We start from the raw sequence: 18,886 nt of genomic DNA on the forward strand, positions 1-18,886 counted from the left end.
ATGGCATTTGACGACAGGCTTGAGCGGATTGTCGCACGCTCAGAGGAAGTTCAGGCCCTGATGTCTTCCGGCGATCTGATGGGTGAGGACTTCACCCGTCTGTCGCAGGAATATGCCGAGTTGGAACCGGTGGTGGCGTCCATTCAGGCCTGGAAGAGCGCCGAAGAGCAGAAATCCGGAGCGCAGGCCCTGCTCGACGATCCGGAAATGCGTGAACTGGCGCAAATGGAGCTGGCAGAGATTGAGGCGACCTTGCCTGATCTCCAGCACGCCCTGCGTCTGGCGCTTCTGCCGAAGGATGCGGCGGATGAGCGCAGTGCCATTCTTGAAATCCGACCTGCCGCAGGTGGAGATGAGGCCGGCCTGTTCGCGGCGGAGCTGTTCGATGCCTATCGCCGCTTTTCAGAGCAAAATGGCTGGCGTTTCGAGGTCATGGAATATGCCGAGAATGAAGTCGCAGGCCTCAAGGAGGGCATGGCGACCATTTCAGGCCGTTCGGTTTTCGCCCGTCTGAAATATGAATCCGGTGTGCACCGTGTGCAGCGCGTTCCATCCACGGAAAGTCAGGGGCGTATCCATACTTCGACCGTGACCGTTGCCGTTCTGCCCGAAGCAGAAGAAGTTGATGTCACGATCAACGACGATGATCTGCGGATTGACGTCTATCGGGCCTCAGGGGCCGGTGGTCAGCACGTTAACAAGACCGAGAGTGCGGTGCGCGTGACCCATATGCCAAGCGGCATTGTGGTCGCGATGCAGGAAGAGAAAAGCCAGCACAAGAACAAGGCCAAGGCTATGAAAATCCTGCGCGCCCGGCTCTATGAGCGGGAACGTGCGCAGCTTCATGCAACCCGGGCCGCGGACCGGAAATCGCAGGTCGGGACCGGGGACCGTTCGGAACGGATCCGGACGTATAATTTCCCACAGGGCCGCGTGACGGACCACCGGATCAATCTAACGCTCTACAAGATCGACCGGATCATGAGCGGTGAATTCGACGAAATCATCGACGCCCTGACCCGGGAAGAACAGACGGAACTGCTCGCCGCCGCAGGGTTCTGAACCTCAGGTGTTGGGTGTCGCGCAGACGGCAGCACGACCATGTCGGTGGGTTGCAACGGCGGCGTCATCATAGTCGACCAGAAAAAAGTCGGTGAAATTGTTGCTGCCCACAGCGTCGAGGGAATGGCCTTCAGGGTGGTGGAGCTGGCCTTCGCTGCTCACCTGATGGGTTTCCTGATGGCCATTCCGTACAATGGTGATCTCACCGCACAGGGCGTAATCGACATCGGAGCGTCCGACAGGAAGTACGATGGTCTGCATCTCACGGGCTTTGGAAAGGCCGAGTCTGAATGTTGCAACCAGATTGCCATCCAGATAGAGGCGCGAGACTTCCGAAATTTCTTCGGGCGCACGCTCGTCTGTTACCGTAAAGGACGGAGGCAGTTCCGTGGACAGTTCTGACTGCGCCTGAACGGGTGTGAGTGTGCAGCCAAGCAGCAGGGCGGAAAAGAGGAGCGCACGTTTGGACTTCATGACACCAACTATAGCAGGTTCGCTTTGAAGATGATGGCCAAAGATGATCTTTTGCGCGAGGCCTCGCAGGCGCTGGAGCAGGCCGGGATCGAGGATGCGCGCCGTGAGGCACGACTTCTGATGTGTTGGGCCACGGGGCGGGATTTAGGAGGGCTGCTGTCCCTCGATAGCGTGGACACATCGCAGCAATTGCGATTCGCAGAGGCCCTGACGCGCAGACTGGACCGGGAACCTCTTGCGTTCATCACGGGTGAGACAGGTTTCTGGACGCTGGATTTGGAGACGGGGCGCGACACGCTGATTCCCCGTGCTGATAGTGAAGCCCTGATCGAAGCCCTGCTGGATGCTCGTCCAGATCGGGAAGCGCCGCTTTCCATTCTGGATCTGGGGACCGGGACGGGCTGTCTGTTGCTCGCTGCCCTGTCGGAATACCCGCAGGCGACAGGTGTGGGCGTTGACTTGTCTCCGCAGGCGGCAGCTCTGGCGCGACGTAATTCCGTGCGTACTGGGCTTGAAGAACGAAGTGTTTTTCTTGCCGGAAGCTGGGCGGAAGCCTTGAACGCCCGGTTCGATATCGTGTTGTCCAACCCGCCTTATATTGAAACCGGAGATTTGTCGGGTTTGATGCCTGAAGTGGTGCATTATGAGCCAGCGCGGGCTCTTGATGGCGGGGCGGACGGGCTGGAGGCGTATCGTATCCTGTGTGCAGCCCTACCGGGTCTTCTGGTGCCGGGGGGGCATGCGATCCTTGAGATGGGGATCGGGCAGATTGATGCCGTTTCCGCGCTTGGAGTGCAGAACGGTCTGCAGGATGTGGGGCACCAAAAGGATCTCGGAGGCGTGGAAAGAGCGCTGGTTCTGCAATCGCCCGCATAAGGAGGCATTCAGCGACGCCAGATGATGAAAAACCGTTGGCTTGACTGACGGAACTTGGTATGGCTATTGCCAATGCATGCGAATTGAAAGTGTTTTACAAACACTCTCAGGCGTATCTTTGCCCATCGTTCATGTCATCATGCACTGACGATGGAAGACTGGCTGAGCCGGGTTCAGCCATAGCGGAACAGACAGACGTCTTTTTCGATAGCGGCGATCGGAACTTTCTGCGGTTGCAGAACGGTCCACGTCATCATGAAAGTGCATCACGGGTCGATGAATATGAAGCGCATAAGAGGCCGGCACCATCGTGCGGGCAGTGGGCCGTCACGTAGCAGCAGCAATGCCCAGACACCTCTGAACCGCAACCATGTGTTTGACAGCAACGGGCCTGATCTGAGGGTTCGCGGTACGGCGCAGCAGCTGTTTGAGAAGTATCTCCAGCTTGGTCGCGACGCCACCGGGACTGGCGACCGCATTCTTGCAGAAGCCTACTTCCAGCATGCGGAGCATTATTTCCGTATTCTCAATGCCATGAACCAGGCTGCCGAGAAGAGTCAGCAGGAACGTAACGAGCGTCAGCAGCAGCGGCAGCGGGCTTACGAGGACCGTCGCGAGCCGCGTGGCGAGCGTGGCGAAGACGAAGCGCCGTCATCCGAGCACGACGGCGAATACGCTTCGGAACGATCTTCCGATGAAGATCACGATCGTCGTCCGGCAGAAGCCGAAGCAGAGTAAGACTTTCGGTCTTCAACTCACAAAAAAACCGGCCCGCAAGGAGCCGGTTTTTTTTTATGCTTCAGACACGCCCTACGAAGCGGTCTGGCAGGCTCCAGAGCTCTGTCCCGCTCAGATGCAGATCCAGTCGGTAAAGATCGTGCAGACGCGTCTGGGTACTGTCTTCCACCCGCTGTCTCCAGTCTGCAAGGCGCTCGTCCCGATTGTCGAGCGTGCTTTCCGTTCTGGGCAGTCCTGCCATCGCCAGCAGCATGTTTTCCCAATCCGTATTGTCGAGACGTTGATGACGCCCGACGTCTTCCGAAATCCACGGTTGCCGCCGGGTGCGCTCCAGCCGTGTCAGACCCGAAGCCAGATCCGCATAGCGCAGATGGAAGAGGAAAAGAGGGGCGGTGAGACTGGGAACGGCTTCTTCACAGCAATGAAAGCCTGGCGCCCATGTGATGGGGATGCGGGTGAGGACAGGCTTACACATCGCGCTGGAAAAGCGGAGATGGCGGCGCTGCAGGGAGAAGGGGCGGCTGTAATCAAACGGGCCTTCTTCGTTTGGAAGGTGAATGACATCAAAGCCGGTCGCCGTGACCACGGGAGTCCGGTTTAGTAGTGCAAACTCTGTCAGGGACGGGACAAAAGCGGGGTCTGCAAGAAGAATTTCGTCCACATCCGTATAGATGACGCTGTCATACCATTCGAGTAGGCTGTCGCAGAGTTTATTGATCGCCCGGACACGGCGTTCATCGTCTTGTGGAGAACGGGGGATCCGTATGACATTGACTTGTCCTAGATGGGACACACAGCCGTCATCGGAGCCGTGATCGACAACATAACAGGCGCTTTCCCCGACCTGTGAGCCATAATGACGCTGCCAGACTTTAAGGTGTTCCGGCTCGTTATAGACCATCGTCACGACGGCGAGGGGCTTTTTGATCATGCCCGACAGAATACAGGAAACGACCTCTTGCAGTAGAGGTTTGTTACACAGGAATTAAATTTTTGGGAAAAGAATGGTAGCGGTGGACGGATTTGAACCGCCGACCAAGGGATTATGATTCCCCTGCTCTACCACTGAGCTACACCGCCATCCTGCCGGTTAAACCGGCGTTGTGGCGGGGTTTTAAGGGGGATCTTTCCGGGTGTCAACACGTTAGTCATAGGAAAACACCACGTAAAATAAGATGTTTTTACGGCTCGCATTGTTCGGCGTGCCCGTGGCATTTGGATCATCACTGTTTTCCAATCATTATGGCCATCTTCGGCCTTTCAATTCCTTTCGATGCAAGGAGTCCTCCATCTGGTGACGCAGCACTTCGTCAGCATTCTGTTTGCCATAAGGTCCTATTTCACCTGGCTCCCAGCTTCCGTCGTTTCGGTGCTGATGCTCGTGGTGGTAGGGGTGCTGGCGTTCTATTGCGGTAATCTGGTTACAAAACAGCTTTTGAGAATTCCGGGCTCACGCAAGGCTGCCTTGATTCGCCGTATTGTTTCGTCCCTCCGGCGGCCGACGCGTTTGATGGTGGCGCTGTTGGCCATGCTGTTTTCGTTGCCGGCCGCGACAGGGTTCACGGCCGCACAGGAAGACAACTTTCAGCTGTTCCTGCTGTTCCTGCTGATCCTGACTTTTGGCTTTTCGGCGATCATGGTCTTCCGGATCATGACGGAAGTCTATCTCAACCGCCTCGCATCGCGGGAGCAGACCGACGACATCATGATCCGCTCGCACCAGACGCAGATCCGCGTCCTGCGGCGACTGACGGAGATTTTGGTGGGGATTGTGACGGTGGCATCGGCCCTGATGCTGTTCCCGTCCGTCAAGCAGTACGGGCTGTCACTGTTCGCCTCAGCGGGAGCGGCGTCCCTCATCGTCGGCCTGTCAGCACGCGGGCTTCTGACGAACCTGATTGCGGGCGTACAGATTGCGCTCACGCAGCCGATCCGGATGGAAGACCTGATCATCATCAATGGTGACTGGTGCTGGGTGGAAGAAATCAACGCAACCTATGTGGTGCTGCGTGTCTGGGACTGGCGGCGGCATATCGTGCCGATCTCGTATTTTCTGGAAAACCAGTTCGAGAACTGGACGCATAATTCCGCAGCCATTATCGGCGTGGTGTTCCTCTGGGTCGATTATCAGGCGCCGATGGATAAAATCCGCGAGATGCTGAACGAAATCGTGCGGGGTTGTCTGCTTTGGGATGGACGAGTGTTCGATGTGCAGGTGGCAGACTGCGATGCGCATGTCATGTCCATCCGCATCATTGCAAGCGCACGGACGGCGCTTCAGAGTTGGGATCTGCGGTGTGATATCCGTGAGAAGATCATTGCCCGCATCCGCGATGAATGCCCCGAAGCGCTACCCCGTTCGCGTTTTTCCATGATGCCCCCCGGTGCGGGCGGACAGGAGCCCTGGGAGCGGATGGCGCCTCCGATCGGGCGCCCGCCGCCGGGAAGCTACATGGGACCTGGTATGGGGTCGGGCGGCGGGTCGATGACGTCAGACTAAAGGTAGTTCGGGACGCATTTTCGAGTGCTTGCGCCCGTAGAAAACATACGTTGCCACGCCTAGAACCAGATAGGTGACAAGCAGGATCAGCGGAACGGGATTGCCGCTTCTGACGGCATTGACCATGTCTGAAACCAGCGGGATGGTCATCACCAAACAGAACAGAATCCCGAGCGCCGGCGTCGTGCCGATCCAGAACCCCCGGATACGGATGCCGCCCAGTGGGACGCTGAAGGGTCGAACAATGTCCGGGCGTGTGTTGCGCTGCCAGATCACTGTAAAACAGACAATTCCGAATGCGGCGGCTGTTCCGATGGAAACAAGGTCGCTGATAATATCAATCGGCAGTGTCGCAGTGATGAGAGCGACGACAAGGCCGAGCACGATCGTGCCGATCCAAGGCGTGCGGAATTGCGGATGGATGACACAGAAGATCTGCGGGATCAGGCCGTCGCGGCTGATAGTCAGCAGAACGCGGGACTGGGCATACATCAGCCCCATCAGAACCGAACATAAACCGATCGTCGCACCGATATTGACCAACAGGGCCAGCCAGGGCGTATGCATGATCTTCACGGCAATCGCGAGCGGATCGGGTACGTCCAGTTCACGATAGGGCACGATACCAAGCAGGACTGTGGCGACGATCATATAGACGACGGTGCAGATCAGCAGACTGCCGATGATGCCGATCGGAACGTCGCGTGTGGGATTGCGGGCCTCGGCAGAGGCTGTGGAAACAGCTTCAAATCCGACATAGGCAAAGAAAATGACCGATGCTGCGCGAAAGACGCCGCGCACACCATAATGAAACCCGCCTTCGCTCGGGGGAATGAACGGATGCCAGTTCGCCGGATTGATGGCACCGATCCCGAACGCCACGAAGACGAACAGGACGCCCACTTTGAGCGCCACGATCATGGTGTTGACGCGAGCTGATTCTTCAATGCCGCGTACGAGCAGTGCTGTTACGAGAAGCGTTGCTACGAAGCCAATCAGGTCAAACCGCCATCCAGCGCTGATCTGCGCGCCAGCCGTACCCGCTACGGGCTGAAGCGTGGCATGGGTCAGAGCAGCGGGGACATGGAAGCCGGTGATGCCTAGAAGGGAGCTGGCATACCCTGAAAGACCGGCGGCAACAGCGGAACACGAGATGCCATATTCCAGAAGCAGCAGCCAGCCGACTATCCAGGCCACTTTTTCGCCCATTGAGATATAGGCGTAGGAATAGGCCGAACCTGAGACGGGCAGGGTTGAGGAGAGTTCGCCGTATGAAAACGCCGTGAACAAACAGGCCAGGGCAGCGATGACAAAAGAGATCAGTACGGATGGCCCGGCATATTCGGCAGCCGCCGTGCCGGTCATGACATAGATGCCAGCGCCGATCGTGGACCCGACGCCAAGAATGACCAACTGGGTCGCTGTCAGGCTGCGCTTGAGGCCGTTCGTATCGTTTTCAAACAGGACCTGTTCAAGAGTCTTCCGGCGACCTGATCCGGGAGTGTCAGGAGGAGATTGTATCGAAGCTGGCATGATCCGTAATGTGCCGCGAAAAACGGCGGCTGGGAAGTTCAGAGAAGAATGACGGCAGCGGAAAAGGTTCCGGCAACGATGCAATAGACGCCAAACGGTGTAAGGGCCCAGCCGTCATGGTTGCGGAAGAAGCGCAGCATGAGAAGCGAGCAGATCAGTGCGGTTATTCCGGCGACGACGGCGCCTGCAACACACTGGATCATGATGTCATGTGAGATCGTCATGTGACGCATCTGCCAGGCTTCACGAACTGTTGCGGCCAGCACGATGGGCTGGGCCATCAACAGAGAGAAACGCGCAGCTGTTTCGTGGTCCAGCCCCCGCAGAAGACCGCCATTCATGGTGGCGCCGGAGCGTGACAGGCCGGGCAGAAAGGCAAGGCACTGCCAGATGCCAATGATTGCGGCGTCTTTCGGGGCGAGTGTGGAAATGGGGCGATGGTCCCGCTGTCCTTTCTGGCGGCGGAGCCATTCGGTCGCCATCAGCAGGAAGCCATTGAGGATCAGGAAGCCCGCGACAGCGAGGGGAGAGCCGAAAACGTTCCGCAGACGATGCTCCAGAAGCCAACCGACCAGCACGGCGGGAATGGTGGCGATGACGAGGAGCAGGAAGACCCGAATCGCGTCCATCTGGGCGTGACGGCCATGACGGCCCATCATGCCGGTCAGGATGGCCATCCAGTCTTTCCAGAACACACCCGCCAGTGCAGCCAGCGTTCCGACATGAAGCATGGTCAGGAACGGCAGGAACATCGGTGCGTGCTCATCCAGATCCCAGTGCAGAAGCGCGGGCAGGAGAACGGCATGGCCAAGGCTGCTTACCGGAAAGGGCTCGGTAATTCCCTGGACGACGGCGAGAATGAGGGCCTGAAGAAGCGTCATGGAGCCTGTCTTGGTAAATGCCTGCGGTTTGCAAAGGCGGAAAAGCAGATCAATTGCCTGATGGTTACAATCGACGCAACCATGGATGTAGCCTTGACCGGTCGGTCATGGGAGGACTAACTCCCGAGCTGTTCAAGATTTTCCGGAAGGCGAGGCTGGCATGCAGTCAACATTGAGCGGCCGCGGGGGCGCCATCCTGGCCAGTGGGCTGGTGCTGGCGATTGCCGGAACATTCCTCGTTTACGGTAATGCCCTGCGCAAGGGTCCGGACTTTCAGGGCTCGGTTCTTCACGCCGCCTTTAATTCTGCGAACGGACTTCATGCAGGCGCGAATGTCGATCTCGCTGGCGTTCCGGTAGGACGTGTCGTGTCCATCACGCTAGACCCCAGAACGCAGATGGCGGATGTCGCTTTTACGGTGGACCAGCGCCTGCACCTTCCGGTGGATACAGCCGTGGGAATCGGTGCTCCGACCATGACGGCGGATAATGCCCTTCAGATCCAGCCGGGTCATTCCCGCACGACGCTTTCCAGCGAAGGCAAGATTACGGACACACAGGATCAGCTCTCGCTGGAGCAGCAGGTCAGCAATTATATTTTCGGTGGCGGCAAGCTGGGCCAGTAAGGCCCGCTGTTCTTCAGTCGTTCAGCGGATAAGACGCCAGCAGACGACGCTGCTTGCGCCAGGAATGCAGCATCGAGAACGCGCCAGACGTTTTCCAGCCCCGTGCCCGGTTGGCGGCCCCGATCAGGAAGGTCTGGCGGTAATGGGAGAACTGGGCGCGATAGGCTTCCCAGAGCGTCGTCCGCCGGTCCCAGATATGCGTGGCTTCAGACCCGACGCCATTGATCTCGATGATGCGGAAATTCTCGCCGCGACGCAGATCGTCAATGGAAGCAGCCTTCACATCCACGCGCCCGAAATGGAAATCCGGAATGTCCTGCATGATGGCATCGAGACGGGCCGTCAGCGCATCCGTCGTGTCAGCACGGCCATCCCGGAAGACTGACCCCTTGCAGTGATTGCCTGCAAAGACCAGAGACATCTCCTCACCTTTGGCAAGGACGTTCTTCTCCCGTCCCGCCAAACGCGGCAGGTAGATCTGCGGAACGAGGCTCATGCGCGCGTCGCTCAGGACCAGTTCCTCGATCGTCGACACGCCATCACCCGTCAGGATCGGGGCTTCCTTGTAGGTGATTGAGGTGATGCGGCCACGCGGCTCGTCGGGGTGACGGATGTAGAACAGCCCGGCCTCCACGGGATAGGTGATGAGCTCCTGAACCAGCATGTCCACATCGTCGGGGAACTGTGGCAGAACCGTTTCAAGCTGTTCGCGGGACTGGACGAGCTTCACGCCAGTGCCGTTGCAGCCGATATCGGGCTTGATGACGACGGGGAAGGACAGGTCTTTGCGCGTCATGGCATCCAGCGCGCGGTGGTCCGCCCCTTTGCCGCTGCGGAAGACACCATAGGGTGCGATGAACGACTGCGCCGTGGCGCCCCCCATGTCGAGAATGGAGGACTTGCTTTCGCCGCACAGGCCACCCGTTTCGATACGTGGGTTGGCCGCAGTGGAGATGCTGAGATCTCGGTATTTTATCCCCATAACGATCCAGTACAGGACGATGGGTGTGTAGAAGATGGAACCAGGCCAGAATTCGAAAAGGGAGAGCGGATTCTGGTCGGCTTCTGACTTGGACATTGCTGTTATTTGCTCACGGTCTGGAGACGGGCAATCAGGTGCCCGACGACGACGATACACAGGACAAAACCCGCCAGTCCGGCCCAGCGCCAGCCGCCCTGATGGGCAAGAAGCCAACCGCCGACCCGCATGGCGAGCAGGAAAAGACATGTCGTCCACACCAGCGTAGCCAGAACTGCGGTCAGGGCAAAGCGCAGGAACGGCGCGTGGAAAAAACCGCATGCGGTATAGAGCGGAAGCCGTGCACCTGGCACGAAACGGGAGATGGCAACAATGCGGATGACGTTCTTGCTGAACCAGTCCTGCGTGCGTTCGCGCTTGGGAAGTTTCAGAAAGCGTCTGAGGTAAGGCCATCGCGCGCCCGCCGCCCCAAGGCCGTACAGGCCAAGGTCTCCTACTGCCACGCCGAAATAAAGGGCGCCCAGAGCCAGTGGGATGCTGACTTCACCTGCACGGGCCGCAACTGCGGACAGCACCGTAGCGACGTCTTCAAGGATGAAGGTGCCCACAATGATGGTGGCAACCTTCAGCCATGCTGGCTGTGAGGCCATGGCGGGGCCGATGGCGATCACGAGTGGGGAGGGTCCATGAACATTCAGTCGCCGGTTTCGCACGCCAGCGCGCCGACCACAATCTTGGCGTGCCATATTTCGGCGCGAATGCTCTGCGAGAGTGCCCGCAGAGTTCTGGCGAGGCTGGCGGTCCGGGCTGCGGATTGCTAGCGTGTGCCTTATCATTTCTCCCTTTAAGGGACTGGTCCCGATCGTGCTTCAAAGACGTCATCTGCTTGCCACTCTGACCTCCGTTGCCGGTTCGGCCGCAATTGGACTTTCCTCTGGCCGTGCGCAGGCGGCCGCCCAGACATCAGCGCAGAGTTACGCCGCTTTTCTCGACAGTGTCCGGACCCAGGCTCTGGCGCAGGGGATGGCACCATCGATCGTCTCGCAGGCTCTCTCCCTGACAAAGCAGCCCAATCCCTCCGTGCTCAAGCTGGACCGTCATCAGCCGGAGTTCACACTGACTTGGGCGCAGTACCGGGACCGCGTCCTGCCGGAGTCGCGGTTTGCGAAGGGGCGGAACGTCTATGCTGCCCAGCAGTCCGTGATGTCCCCCGTGAGCGCGCGCTTTGGCTGTGACGACCGTGCCGTCATGGGAATCTGGGGGCTCGAGTCGGGTTTTGGCGCGCATGACGGGACGTATTCCGTCATCGATGCGCTGGCGACGCTGGCCTTTGACGGACGACGCTCGGCATTCTTCCGCAACGAACTCATGAAAGCGCTCCAGATCCTCAATGACGGCGATATCGCACCTGCTGCCATGATCGGCAGTTATGCCGGGGCCATGGGGCAGGCGCAGTTCATGCCCAGCGCCTATCTGCGTTATGCGGCGGATGGGGACGGGGACGGGAAGCGCAATATCTGGACGTCCGAAGCGGATGTGTTCGCGTCCATCGCCAATTATCTCGGCAAGTGCGGCTGGCAGGTCAACGAGCCATGGGGGCAGGAAATCATCCTCACCAAGGTGCTCGATAAAAACGAAACCGGTCGGACCCGCCAGCGGACATTGGGTGAATGGATGGCGCTGGGCGTGCGTCGGGCGGACGGGACGGCATTCTCCCGCCGGGACGTGAAGGGTGCTGTTGTGCAGCCCGACGGTCCGGGAACGCAGGCTTTCATGGTCTATCACAACTTCAACGTGATCCGCCGTTATAACCCGTCGGACTACTATGCGCTGGGCGTCGGACTTCTGGGGACAGGCATTGTTTCTGCGTAATTATGGGGCCGCTCTGGCCCTTCTGCCGGTTCTGGGAGCCTGTCACCGCGACGAACCCGCGCCTGTTGCACATCCGCATTATGAACTGGGCACTGCGTGGCATGGCGCGGAGGGATGGTTCTACCCCAGCGAGCAGTTCGATTACCGCATGACGGGTCTGGCAACGCGGCAGAAAGCGCCTGCGTCCGGTCTAAGTACAGACGGGGAAATCTGGGCGGCGGAAGGCATGACCGGCGCGCACCAGACGCTTCAGCTTCCCGCGATCGTCAGCGTCCGTAATCTGCTGAACGGACGCATCGTGCGCATTCGCCTGACGGATCGTGGGCCACAGGGGCAGGGGCGCATCATCGCACTCTCTCCGAAAGCAGCCGATCTGCTGGGTATGACTGCGGACACGCCCGTCGAGGTTCTTGAAGACGAGGTTGCCAGTCGCACACTGGCGGAAGGGTTGGGAGGCAGACCTGCTGCACAGAGTATTTCCGCCGCACCAGTAGGTGAAGTGCGTGAAACGTCACTGAGTGATGGCTCTTCGCATGTCTATGGCAACGACTCGTCTGGTGCGGCGACATCCGTGGCCGTGGGTTCGCTGCCTGCGACATGGATGCAGGCCAGTCCGGGGCCGTCGGGGCTGTATGTCCTGATGGGAATATTTTCCGGTCATGCGGCAGCGGCGGGCGTTGCCCTGTGCTGTAACGGTACGGTTCTGCATGCCTCCGAAGGCGCAGGACTTGAGTGGCGTGTTCTTGGTGGACCCTATGCCGACATCGCACAGGCCGATGCAGCACTGGACCACACCCGCCTGTGCGGGGTAGAGGGCGCGCGGATCATTGTGGAATGACGGCCCGTTGTCTGAAGGCCGTGGAACTGGGGACGAACGTGCGGACTAGACGCTCTCTTTTCGGTGGGGTGGCAGGCATTGCGGCCTGTGCTTCTTTTGCGGGGCCCCTGAAGGCGTTTGCCCGCCCGCATCACCATGCGGCCCACGCCGCGAAAGCTGCTGCAGTCCCTGCGGCAGACGCTCCGGCTGGAACACCCGCGAACACGCCGATTGGCCCGTTCGATACGGTGGCGCGCTGGGCCTATGTCGTGGATTACGACACGGGCGCTGTTCTGCTCGACAAGGCGTCTGACGAACGTATGGCCCCGTCTTCGCTGACGAAGATGATGACGGCCTATATCGTGTTCGGCATGCTGGCGACGGGCCGTATCCGTCTGGAACAGAGCCTTCCGGTCAGCGAGAAAGCCTGGCGTACGCAGGGTTCCAAAATGTTCGTGCCGCTGGGCCAGAGCGTTCTGGTGTCTGACCTCATCCAGGGCATGCTGATCCAGTCCGGCAACGATGCCTGCATCGTGCTTGCGGAAGGTATTGCGGGCTCCGAAGAGCGCTTCGTCGCGATGATGAACGAGGAAGCGCCGAAGCTCGGCATGATGAACTCGCATTTCGTCAACGTGACAGGCCTTCCGGCAGAAGGCCACTACATGACGGCCCGCGATGTCGCGACAGTGGCTTCGCATCTGATCCGCGATTTCCCACAGTACTACCATTATTTCGGTGAACTTGAGTTCACCTACAACCACATCCGTCAGGGCAACCGGAACGTGCTGGTCGACAAGGGCCTCGCTGACGGCTTGAAGACCGGTCATACCGATGCGGGTGGGTTCGGTCTCTGTGCCAGCTCCAAGCGTAATGGCAACCGCGTTATCGTCGTCATCAACGGCACGTCTTCGAATAACGAGCGTGCCCACGAGGGCGAGCGTCTGATGTCTTGGGCGTTTGCGAATTTCGAGAACGCCACGCTGTTCCGTCGCGGGCAGGTTGTGGATTCCGCCCCCGTATGGATGGGCGAACGCCGTCAGGTTCCGCTGGTTGCCGGTGCGGATATCGTCATGACTCTGCCCGTCGGCTGGCAGCAACGCTCGCATATCGCCGTGGACTATGCCTCGCCGGTCATCGCACCGGTGACAAAGGGGCAGGTTTGCGGCGCGCTCGTGATTTCTGCCCCGAATATGGCCGATATACGCGTTCCGCTTGAAGCCGGAGAATCGGTTGCAAAACTTGGACTGGTCGCCCGCGCCATGACGCGTCTGGGCCACGGCCCCGCGCAGTAAGGGCATGGCTGGAAAAGGATTGTTCATCACACTTGAAGGCGGTGAGGGCGCGGGGAAATCTACGCAGGCGCGCCTTCTGGCCGAAGCCCTGCGCGCGGAGGGGCATAACGTCCTTCTGACGCGGGAGCCTGGTGGCACGCCGGGCGCGGAAGAAATCCGCAACCTGTTGCTGTTCGGGAAAGTCGATCTGTCCTGGCGGGCGGAAATCTTGATGCACATGGCTGCCCGGTCGGACCATCTGGACAATGCCATTCTTCCGGCACTGAGGCGTGGTGAGATCGTAGTGTGCGATCGCTTCCATGATTCGACGCTGGCCTATCAGGGCCATGGTGTCGGTCAGGGTGCACCTGAGGTTCTGGCGTTCCTGAATGGTGCGCGCAAACTCGTGAATTTCGAGCCCGATCTGACACTCATGCTGGAACTCCCCCGGACGCAGGCGCTTGCGCGTCTTAACGCCCGCGGCGGTCAGACGGATCGTTACGAAGGTCAGGCGGAAGCGTTTCACGAGCGCGTTCTGGCCGGCTTTGAGGCCATTGCCTCGGCAGATCCAACGCGTGTGAAACGTGTGGATGCGGGACAGACGCCGGAATCCGTCAGTGCGGCGCTTCTGCGGGCGGTGCAGAACCGCCTGACGGTTCAGGGCGTGTGAGCGATCCGCGTCACACTCTGGGTCTGTACGGTCACGAAGAGGCGGAAACGACGTTCCGGCAGGCTCTGGACAGCGGAAAGCTGCATCATGCTTGGCTGATCTGTGGCCCCGCAGGGATCGGCAAGGCAACGCTGGCCTTCCGTCTGGCCCGGCTGTTGCTGAATGCGGAAAACCCGGACTCGGCACCAGCACGACGCATCGCAGCGTCCACACACGGGGATCTGTTGGAAATCTCGCGGGCCGTGGACGAGAAAAAAGGCCGTCTTCGAGGCGAAATCACGGCAGCGGATGTGCGCCCGGTCCAGACCTTCCTGCATCATACGGCGACCGAAGGCGGATGGCGCGTGGTGATCGTGGATGGGGCAGAATACCTGAACCGGTTCGCGGCCAACGCCCTGCTCAAGATCCTTGAAGAACCGCCCCCGCGCTGCGTCCTGCTGCTGACCACGTCTGCTCCGGGTGCGCTTCTGCCAACGATCCGCAGCCGGTGCCGGATGCTCACGCTGTCCGCGTTGTCGGATGAGGATATGCGCGCTGCACTGCCCGGCGTGTCAGCCGACGTGCTGGCACGTGCCCACGGATCGCCGGGCCGGGCACTCTTTCTTTCGCACGACCGGGATGGCGCGATTGCGTCATTTGTGGCGGGAATCCTTAGTGGACAGGTGCGTGCTTCGGCAACCATGGCTCTGAGCGAACGTATTGCAAAAGAAGCGGAAGGTTTCGCATTGCTCTGCGATTTGCTAGGCGAAGGACTGGCAGACCGTGCGCGCTCGGCAGCGCGGCGCGGGGATCTTGCAAAGGCCGATCTGGCGGCGCGGCAGTGTTCCGAACTGGACACGTTGAGGCGTCAGACCGAAGGCTTAAACCTGGACAAGGCCCAGGCCATCCGTCAGGCAGCGGAACTCGCTTCCGGCAGTTGAGATGGTCCGGGCGTTATGAAACGAGTGAACATGACGCGGCGCTTCACCATCACGACCCCGATCTTCTATGTGAACGGCGCTCCGCATATCGGGCATGCCTACACCTCCATCGCCGCCGATGTTCTGGCCCGCTTTCATCGCCTGAACGGCGAAGAGGTCCTGTTCGTCAGCGGCACGGACGAGCATGGCCAGAAGGTCGAGCAGACCGCCGTCGCCAAGGGTATGGACCCGCAGGCCTATGCCGACGAGGTTTCCGCCTCCTTCCGCCAGATGCAGAAGGACATGGCAATCTCGACCGACGAGTTCATCCGCACCACCGAGGAGCGCCACAAGGGCGCGGCCAAGGCGCTGTGGGAGAAGGTCGCGGCGAACGGGCATATCTATCTGGGCGCCTATGAGGGCTGGTATTCCACCCGCGATGAAGCCTTCATCGGCGAGGACGAACTGGTCAAGAAGCCCGATGGAACATTCGTGGCCCCGTCTGGTGCACCGGTCGAGCGCGTCAAGGAGCCATCCTACTTCTTCCGTCTGTCCGATTTTCAGGACCGGCTCCTGAAATTGTACGAAGACAATCCCGACTTCATCGGCCCCGTCGGCCCCCGTCGTGAGATCGAGAGCTTTGTCCGTCAGGGACTGCGAGACCTATCCGTCAGCCGCACGAGCTTCAAATGGGGCGTTCCGGTTCCGAACGATCCGGACCATGTCATGTATGTCTGGTTCGACGCGCTGGCGAATTACCTGACGGCAGTTGGCTACCCCGATCTTGACGATCCTCGTGCGAAGTTCTGGCCTGCAGACATCCATGTCGTGGGCAAGGAAATCGCGCGCTTTCATTGCGTGTACTGGCCTGCGTTCCTGATGGCGGCTGGCATTGATCTGCCGAAGAGCGTCTTTGCTCATGGCTGGTGGACGGTCGAGGGCGAGAAGATGAGCAAGTCTCTCGGCAACGTCCTTGATCCGAAGGCACTGGCCGACGAGTTCGGGCTGGATGCGCTGCGCTTCTTCCTGATGCGTGAAGTGCCGTTTGGCGGCGATTCCAATTTCAGCCGCCGCTCCATGATCACACGCACGAATGTCGAACTGGCGAATGATCTCGGTAATTTGTGTCAGCGCACTCTGAGCCAGGTGGCCCGTAATCTGGACGGTATTCTGCCCGCGCGCGGCATCCTGACCGAGGACGATCAGACCATGCTTGCGATGGTGACGCTGCTGCCGACGATCATGTCCGAACAGATCGAGCGCAAGGCGATTACGGATGCGCTGGAAGAAGTCTGGAAAGTCATCCGCGCCGCCAATTCCTATATCGACCGTCAGGCCCCTTGGGCGCTGAAAAAGACCGATCCGGAGCGAATGGCCGATGTGCTGCGCGTTCTCGTGGACATGATCCGCGGTATTGCGACCATGCTTCAGCCCTTCATGCCAAACACAATGGACAAGATGCTCACGCAGCTCGGCGTGCAGGATAACGAGCGAACATTCGCCGCCCTCGAAACGCTGCTTCCGGCTGGTCGCGCACTTCCTAAACCTAAAGGTCTGTTTCCGCGCTTCGTCGAGGAAGAGGCATGACAGGACTGATCGACACGCATTGTCATCTGGACAAGCTCGACGATCTTGCGCCTGCTTTCGAGCAGGCGCGGGAAGCGGGTCTGTCCGGAATGATCACGATCGGGACACGGTTTTCTAAAGCGGACACCCAGATCGCCCTGACGAAGCACGATACGCCGGATCTGCGGATCTGGTGCGCGATTGGCATCCACCCGGATTATGCAACTGAGGAGCGTCTTCCGTCGGTTGAAGAACTGGTCGCCAAAACCGAAGCGCCTTGCGTCGTGGCGATCGGGGAGACCGGGCTGGATTATTTCCATAGCGGCGATGAGGCTAAACCTGCCCAGCATGCCGCCTTCTGCACCCATATTGCGGCTGCGCGCCAGACAGGGCTGCCGGTCGTTATCCATACCCGCAACGCCGATGACGACATGATCGGCATCCTGCGCGAAGAGCATGCGAAGGGCGCGTTTCCGTTCCTGATTCACTGCTTTGCGTCCGGTCCAAAACTGGCGGAAGTGGCTCTGGAGTTGGGAGGCTACATCAGCTTTTCCGGCCTGCTGACCTTCCCGAAATGCGAGGAAATCCGCGAAGTCGCAAGGATGGTCCCGGAAGACCGTATTCTGGTTGAGACGGATAGCCCGTATCTTGCGCCCGTTCCGAAACGCGGAAAGCCCAACACACCTGGTTATGTTGCGCATACGGCGGCACGTCTGGCAGAGGAGCGAGGCGTTTCTCTCGAATACATTACCCGGATTACGACCGAAAACGCGCGCCGTCTGTTCACGAGGATCGCTGCATGAAGGTGACGGTCCTTGGATGTGGCGGCTCGGCTGGCGTTCCCATGATCGGGGGCGAGGAGGGGCCACAGACGGGGATCTGGGGTGCGTGTGACCCCGCCGAGCCGCGCAATCGTCGCACCCGCTCCTCAATCGTGATCGAAGGTGAGGGCGGCTTTCGGCTTTTGGTGGATTCAGGCCCGGATTTCCGCGATCAGATGCTGAATTGCGGCCTGAGCCATGTTCATGCAGTCCTCTACACACATCCGCATAGCGATCACATCGGCGGTCTGGACGAATTGCGCGCCATCAACCGCGTGATCGGAACGCCGCTGCCATTGTTGGCGACAGAGGATGTGCTTGAAGAGCTGCGCCTACGCTATGCCTATGCGTTCGCGCCCTGGAAGGGCCCCGACTTCTATCGGCCGGTCTTTGATGAACGGCTTGTACAGGCTGGAGAGACGGTTTCGTTTCCCGGGCTTAACGCTCAGATTTTCGAGCAGCGCCACGGCCGGATCACGTCTCTGGGCGTACGGTGCGGAAATTTTGCCTACAGCACGGATGTCGAAACACTTTCGGACGAAGCGTTGTCGTTGCTTGAAGGTGTGCAGACCTGGGTTGTGGATTGTTTCCAGTATGACCCGCACCCAGCTCATGCCTGGCTCGAACGCGTTCTGGACTGGCGCGAGCGTCTTGGTGTGAAACATGTCATCCTGACCCATATGGGCCCGGACATGGACTACCAGACCTTGTGCAGGATGCTGCCTGAGGATGTTGAGCCTGCCTATGACGGAATGGTTCTCGAACTTCAGGCTTAATGGACCGGGCTGTCTGGCGAGAGAACACTCTGTCCTGTTGGGTGTGAGAGTGGTTCCGCTGGAGGAACCGATGGATTGAGCGGATACCGTTTTCCGTCAAACCGCATGCGACTGACAACAAGGGCAGGGCTTCCATCCGGCAAGCGTCCAGAATAGGAAATCGCGAGATCGTGCCAGCCGTGAGTCAGGTGGGGCAGGATGCCGACTGGCAGATGAACCAGCGTCATGCGTGACAGAAGTTTCCACGTGCCTTTATGGCTTGTGAGAATGAAGAGCATGCAGCCACCGGTGACTCCACACCATTCGCTTTCTCTAGGATAGACAAGATATTGTCGCGTCTTACCTGTGGCATCGAGTGCGGCATCTGCTCCCTGATAATGGGATAACCCGAGCTTTGTCTTTATGATGTCCTGAAGTGCAGTGGGAGACGCTGCATCGCCCTGTCCATGAAACATGAACAGGGCACACAGGACGCAAAAGAAAAACATTCTCATGGTTCGAAAAGCCGGGCAGGGAACATTAGGCC

The 18,886-nt window shown here is 59.4% G+C and carries 20 protein-coding genes and 1 tRNA gene; 13 read left to right on the top strand and 8 right to left on the bottom strand.

Annotation, left to right across the window (positions count from 1 at the left end; all coding sequences use genetic code 11):
* Window positions 1-1,062 (top strand): peptide chain release factor 1, encoded by a 1,062-nt coding sequence (gene prfA, locus ABDK74_RS01160; RefSeq protein ID WP_346002378.1) that lies wholly within the window; start codon window positions 1-3, stop codon window positions 1,060-1,062.
* A 3-nt stretch (window positions 1,063-1,065) separates the two neighbouring features.
* On the opposite strand, the gene ABDK74_RS01165 is transcribed toward prfA, so the two are convergent.
* Window positions 1,066-1,536 carry a hypothetical protein gene (locus ABDK74_RS01165; RefSeq protein ID WP_346002379.1) on the bottom strand — a complete coding sequence of 157 codons (471 nt, stop codon included), beginning with the start codon at window positions 1,534-1,536 and terminating at the stop codon, window positions 1,066-1,068.
* A 30-nt stretch (window positions 1,537-1,566) separates the two neighbouring features.
* On the opposite strand from ABDK74_RS01165, the gene prmC reads away from it, so the two are divergent.
* Window positions 1,567-2,412: a peptide chain release factor N(5)-glutamine methyltransferase gene (gene prmC / locus ABDK74_RS01170; protein ID WP_346002380.1), complete on the top strand. Its 846-nt coding sequence runs from the start codon at window positions 1,567-1,569 to the stop codon at window positions 2,410-2,412.
* Window positions 2,413-2,688: 276 nt separating this feature from the next.
* Window positions 2,689-3,150 (top strand): DUF4167 domain-containing protein, encoded by a 462-nt coding sequence (locus tag ABDK74_RS01175; RefSeq protein WP_346004123.1) that lies wholly within the window; start codon window positions 2,689-2,691, stop codon window positions 3,148-3,150.
* Window positions 3,151-3,211: 61 nt separating this feature from the next.
* Here the strand turns inward: ABDK74_RS01175 and ABDK74_RS01180 are convergent, their stop codons facing one another.
* Together ABDK74_RS01180 and ABDK74_RS01185 are read right to left on the bottom strand one after the other, a co-directional pair.
* Window positions 3,212-4,081, bottom strand: a complete 870-nt coding sequence (locus ABDK74_RS01180) for a glycosyltransferase family 2 protein (protein ID WP_346002381.1) — start codon at window positions 4,079-4,081, stop codon at window positions 3,212-3,214.
* Window positions 4,082-4,155: 74 nt separating this feature from the next.
* Window positions 4,156-4,230: transfer RNA gene (locus ABDK74_RS01185), tRNA-Met, on the bottom strand.
* 214 nt (window positions 4,231-4,444) lie between these two features.
* Here ABDK74_RS01185 and ABDK74_RS01190 point away from each other — a divergent pair.
* A complete protein-coding gene (locus ABDK74_RS01190; protein ID WP_346002382.1) occupies window positions 4,445-5,650 on the top strand; it encodes a mechanosensitive ion channel family protein in 1,206 nt (401 codons plus the stop codon).
* On the opposite strand, the gene ABDK74_RS01195 is transcribed toward ABDK74_RS01190, so the two are convergent.
* Both ABDK74_RS01195 and ABDK74_RS01200 read right to left on the bottom strand, forming a co-directional pair.
* Window positions 5,642-7,183, bottom strand: coding sequence for an amino acid permease (locus tag ABDK74_RS01195; protein WP_346002383.1), 1,542 nt, complete (start codon window positions 7,181-7,183; stop codon window positions 5,642-5,644). The two genes, ABDK74_RS01190 and ABDK74_RS01195, sit on opposite strands and share 9 nt — an antisense overlap.
* 38 nt (window positions 7,184-7,221) lie before the next feature.
* Entirely contained in the window at window positions 7,222-8,064 is an 843-nt protein-coding gene (locus ABDK74_RS01200; RefSeq protein WP_346002384.1) for an undecaprenyl-diphosphate phosphatase, read from the bottom strand.
* Between the two features lie 160 nt (window positions 8,065-8,224).
* On the opposite strand from ABDK74_RS01200, the gene ABDK74_RS01205 reads away from it, so the two are divergent.
* Window positions 8,225-8,689 (top strand): MlaD family protein, encoded by a 465-nt coding sequence (locus ABDK74_RS01205; protein WP_194254560.1) that lies wholly within the window; start codon window positions 8,225-8,227, stop codon window positions 8,687-8,689.
* Between the two features lie 13 nt (window positions 8,690-8,702).
* Here ABDK74_RS01205 and ABDK74_RS01210 read toward each other — a convergent pair whose 3' ends face one another.
* Window positions 8,703-9,767 (bottom strand): D-alanine--D-alanine ligase, encoded by a 1,065-nt coding sequence (locus ABDK74_RS01210; RefSeq protein WP_346002385.1) that lies wholly within the window; start codon window positions 9,765-9,767, stop codon window positions 8,703-8,705.
* 5 nt (window positions 9,768-9,772) lie between these two features.
* Window positions 9,773-10,339: a VTT domain-containing protein gene (locus tag ABDK74_RS01215; protein ID WP_194254558.1), complete on the bottom strand. Its 567-nt coding sequence runs from the start codon at window positions 10,337-10,339 to the stop codon at window positions 9,773-9,775.
* Window positions 10,340-10,532: 193 nt separating this feature from the next.
* On the opposite strand from ABDK74_RS01215, the gene ABDK74_RS01220 reads away from it, so the two are divergent.
* The 8 genes from ABDK74_RS01220 to ABDK74_RS01255 are packed head-to-tail and all read left to right on the top strand — an operon-like array spanning window position 10,533 to window position 18,360.
* Window positions 10,533-11,540, top strand: coding sequence for a lytic murein transglycosylase (locus ABDK74_RS01220; protein ID WP_346004124.1), 1,008 nt, complete (start codon window positions 10,533-10,535; stop codon window positions 11,538-11,540).
* Entirely contained in the window at window positions 11,527-12,378 is an 852-nt protein-coding gene (locus ABDK74_RS01225; protein WP_346002386.1) for an RlpA-like double-psi beta-barrel domain-containing protein, read from the top strand. Before ABDK74_RS01220 ends, ABDK74_RS01225 begins: the two co-directional genes overlap by 14 nt.
* Window positions 12,375-13,649 carry a D-alanyl-D-alanine carboxypeptidase family protein gene (locus tag ABDK74_RS01230; RefSeq protein ID WP_346002387.1) on the top strand — a complete coding sequence of 425 codons (1,275 nt, stop codon included), beginning with the start codon at window positions 12,375-12,377 and terminating at the stop codon, window positions 13,647-13,649. Before ABDK74_RS01225 ends, ABDK74_RS01230 begins: the two co-directional genes overlap by 4 nt.
* Window positions 13,650-13,653: 4 nt before the next feature.
* Window positions 13,654-14,298, top strand: coding sequence for a dTMP kinase (tmk, locus tag ABDK74_RS01235; protein WP_346002388.1), 645 nt, complete (start codon window positions 13,654-13,656; stop codon window positions 14,296-14,298).
* Complete coding sequence (locus ABDK74_RS01240) at window positions 14,295-15,218, top strand: DNA polymerase III subunit delta' (protein WP_346002389.1); 924 nt, start codon at window positions 14,295-14,297, stop codon at window positions 15,216-15,218. The genes tmk and ABDK74_RS01240 overlap by 4 nt, the downstream gene beginning before the upstream one ends.
* Window positions 15,219-15,248: 30 nt before the next feature.
* Window positions 15,249-16,784 (top strand): methionine--tRNA ligase, encoded by a 1,536-nt coding sequence (gene metG, locus ABDK74_RS01245; RefSeq protein WP_346002390.1) that lies wholly within the window; start codon window positions 15,249-15,251, stop codon window positions 16,782-16,784.
* A complete protein-coding gene (locus ABDK74_RS01250; protein ID WP_346002391.1) occupies window positions 16,781-17,566 on the top strand; it encodes a TatD family hydrolase in 786 nt (261 codons plus the stop codon). Before metG ends, ABDK74_RS01250 begins: the two co-directional genes overlap by 4 nt.
* The gene (locus ABDK74_RS01255) at window positions 17,563-18,360 is read left to right on the top strand and encodes an MBL fold metallo-hydrolase (RefSeq protein WP_346002392.1); all 798 of its coding nucleotides are present in this window, start codon (window positions 17,563-17,565) and stop codon (window positions 18,358-18,360) included. The genes ABDK74_RS01250 and ABDK74_RS01255 overlap by 4 nt, the downstream gene beginning before the upstream one ends.
* Here ABDK74_RS01255 and ABDK74_RS01260 read toward each other — a convergent pair.
* Complete coding sequence (locus tag ABDK74_RS01260; RefSeq protein ID WP_346002393.1) at window positions 18,357-18,848, bottom strand: hypothetical protein; 492 nt, start codon at window positions 18,846-18,848, stop codon at window positions 18,357-18,359. The genes ABDK74_RS01255 and ABDK74_RS01260 overlap by 4 nt on opposite strands.
* Window positions 18,849-18,886: the final 38 nt, after the last annotated feature.

This window comes from Gluconobacter sp. OJB (assembly GCF_039638275.1).
Lineage (GTDB): Bacteria > Pseudomonadota > Alphaproteobacteria > Acetobacterales > Acetobacteraceae > Gluconobacter > Gluconobacter cerevisiae.

What these genes read in the sequence shown, in the direction of transcription:
- prfA (WP_346002378.1), top strand. Translation starts at nt 1, where the DNA reads ATGGCATTTGACGACAGGCTTGAGCGGATTGTCGCACGCTCAGAGGAA.
- ABDK74_RS01165 (WP_346002379.1), bottom strand. Translation starts at nt 1,536, where the DNA reads ATGAAGTCCAAACGTGCGCTCCTCTTTTCCGCCCTGCTGCTTGGCTGC.
- prmC (WP_346002380.1), top strand. Translation starts at nt 1,567, where the DNA reads ATGATGGCCAAAGATGATCTTTTGCGCGAGGCCTCGCAGGCGCTGGAG.
- ABDK74_RS01175 (WP_346004123.1), top strand. Translation starts at nt 2,689, where the DNA reads ATGAATATGAAGCGCATAAGAGGCCGGCACCATCGTGCGGGCAGTGGG.
- ABDK74_RS01180 (WP_346002381.1), bottom strand. Translation starts at nt 4,081, where the DNA reads ATGATCAAAAAGCCCCTCGCCGTCGTGACGATGGTCTATAACGAGCCG.
- ABDK74_RS01195 (WP_346002383.1), bottom strand. Translation starts at nt 7,183, where the DNA reads ATGCCAGCTTCGATACAATCTCCTCCTGACACTCCCGGATCAGGTCGC.
- ABDK74_RS01200 (WP_346002384.1), bottom strand. Translation starts at nt 8,064, where the DNA reads ATGACGCTTCTTCAGGCCCTCATTCTCGCCGTCGTCCAGGGAATTACC.
- ABDK74_RS01205 (WP_194254560.1), top strand. Translation starts at nt 8,225, where the DNA reads ATGCAGTCAACATTGAGCGGCCGCGGGGGCGCCATCCTGGCCAGTGGG.
- ABDK74_RS01210 (WP_346002385.1), bottom strand. Translation starts at nt 9,767, where the DNA reads ATGTCCAAGTCAGAAGCCGACCAGAATCCGCTCTCCCTTTTCGAATTC.
- ABDK74_RS01230 (WP_346002387.1), top strand. Translation starts at nt 12,375, where the DNA reads ATGACGGCCCGTTGTCTGAAGGCCGTGGAACTGGGGACGAACGTGCGG.
- tmk (WP_346002388.1), top strand. Translation starts at nt 13,654, where the DNA reads ATGGCTGGAAAAGGATTGTTCATCACACTTGAAGGCGGTGAGGGCGCG.
- metG (WP_346002390.1), top strand. Translation starts at nt 15,249, where the DNA reads ATGACGCGGCGCTTCACCATCACGACCCCGATCTTCTATGTGAACGGC.
- ABDK74_RS01250 (WP_346002391.1), top strand. Translation starts at nt 16,781, where the DNA reads ATGACAGGACTGATCGACACGCATTGTCATCTGGACAAGCTCGACGAT.
- ABDK74_RS01255 (WP_346002392.1), top strand. Translation starts at nt 17,563, where the DNA reads ATGAAGGTGACGGTCCTTGGATGTGGCGGCTCGGCTGGCGTTCCCATG.
- ABDK74_RS01260 (WP_346002393.1), bottom strand. Translation starts at nt 18,848, where the DNA reads ATGTTTTTCTTTTGCGTCCTGTGTGCCCTGTTCATGTTTCATGGACAG.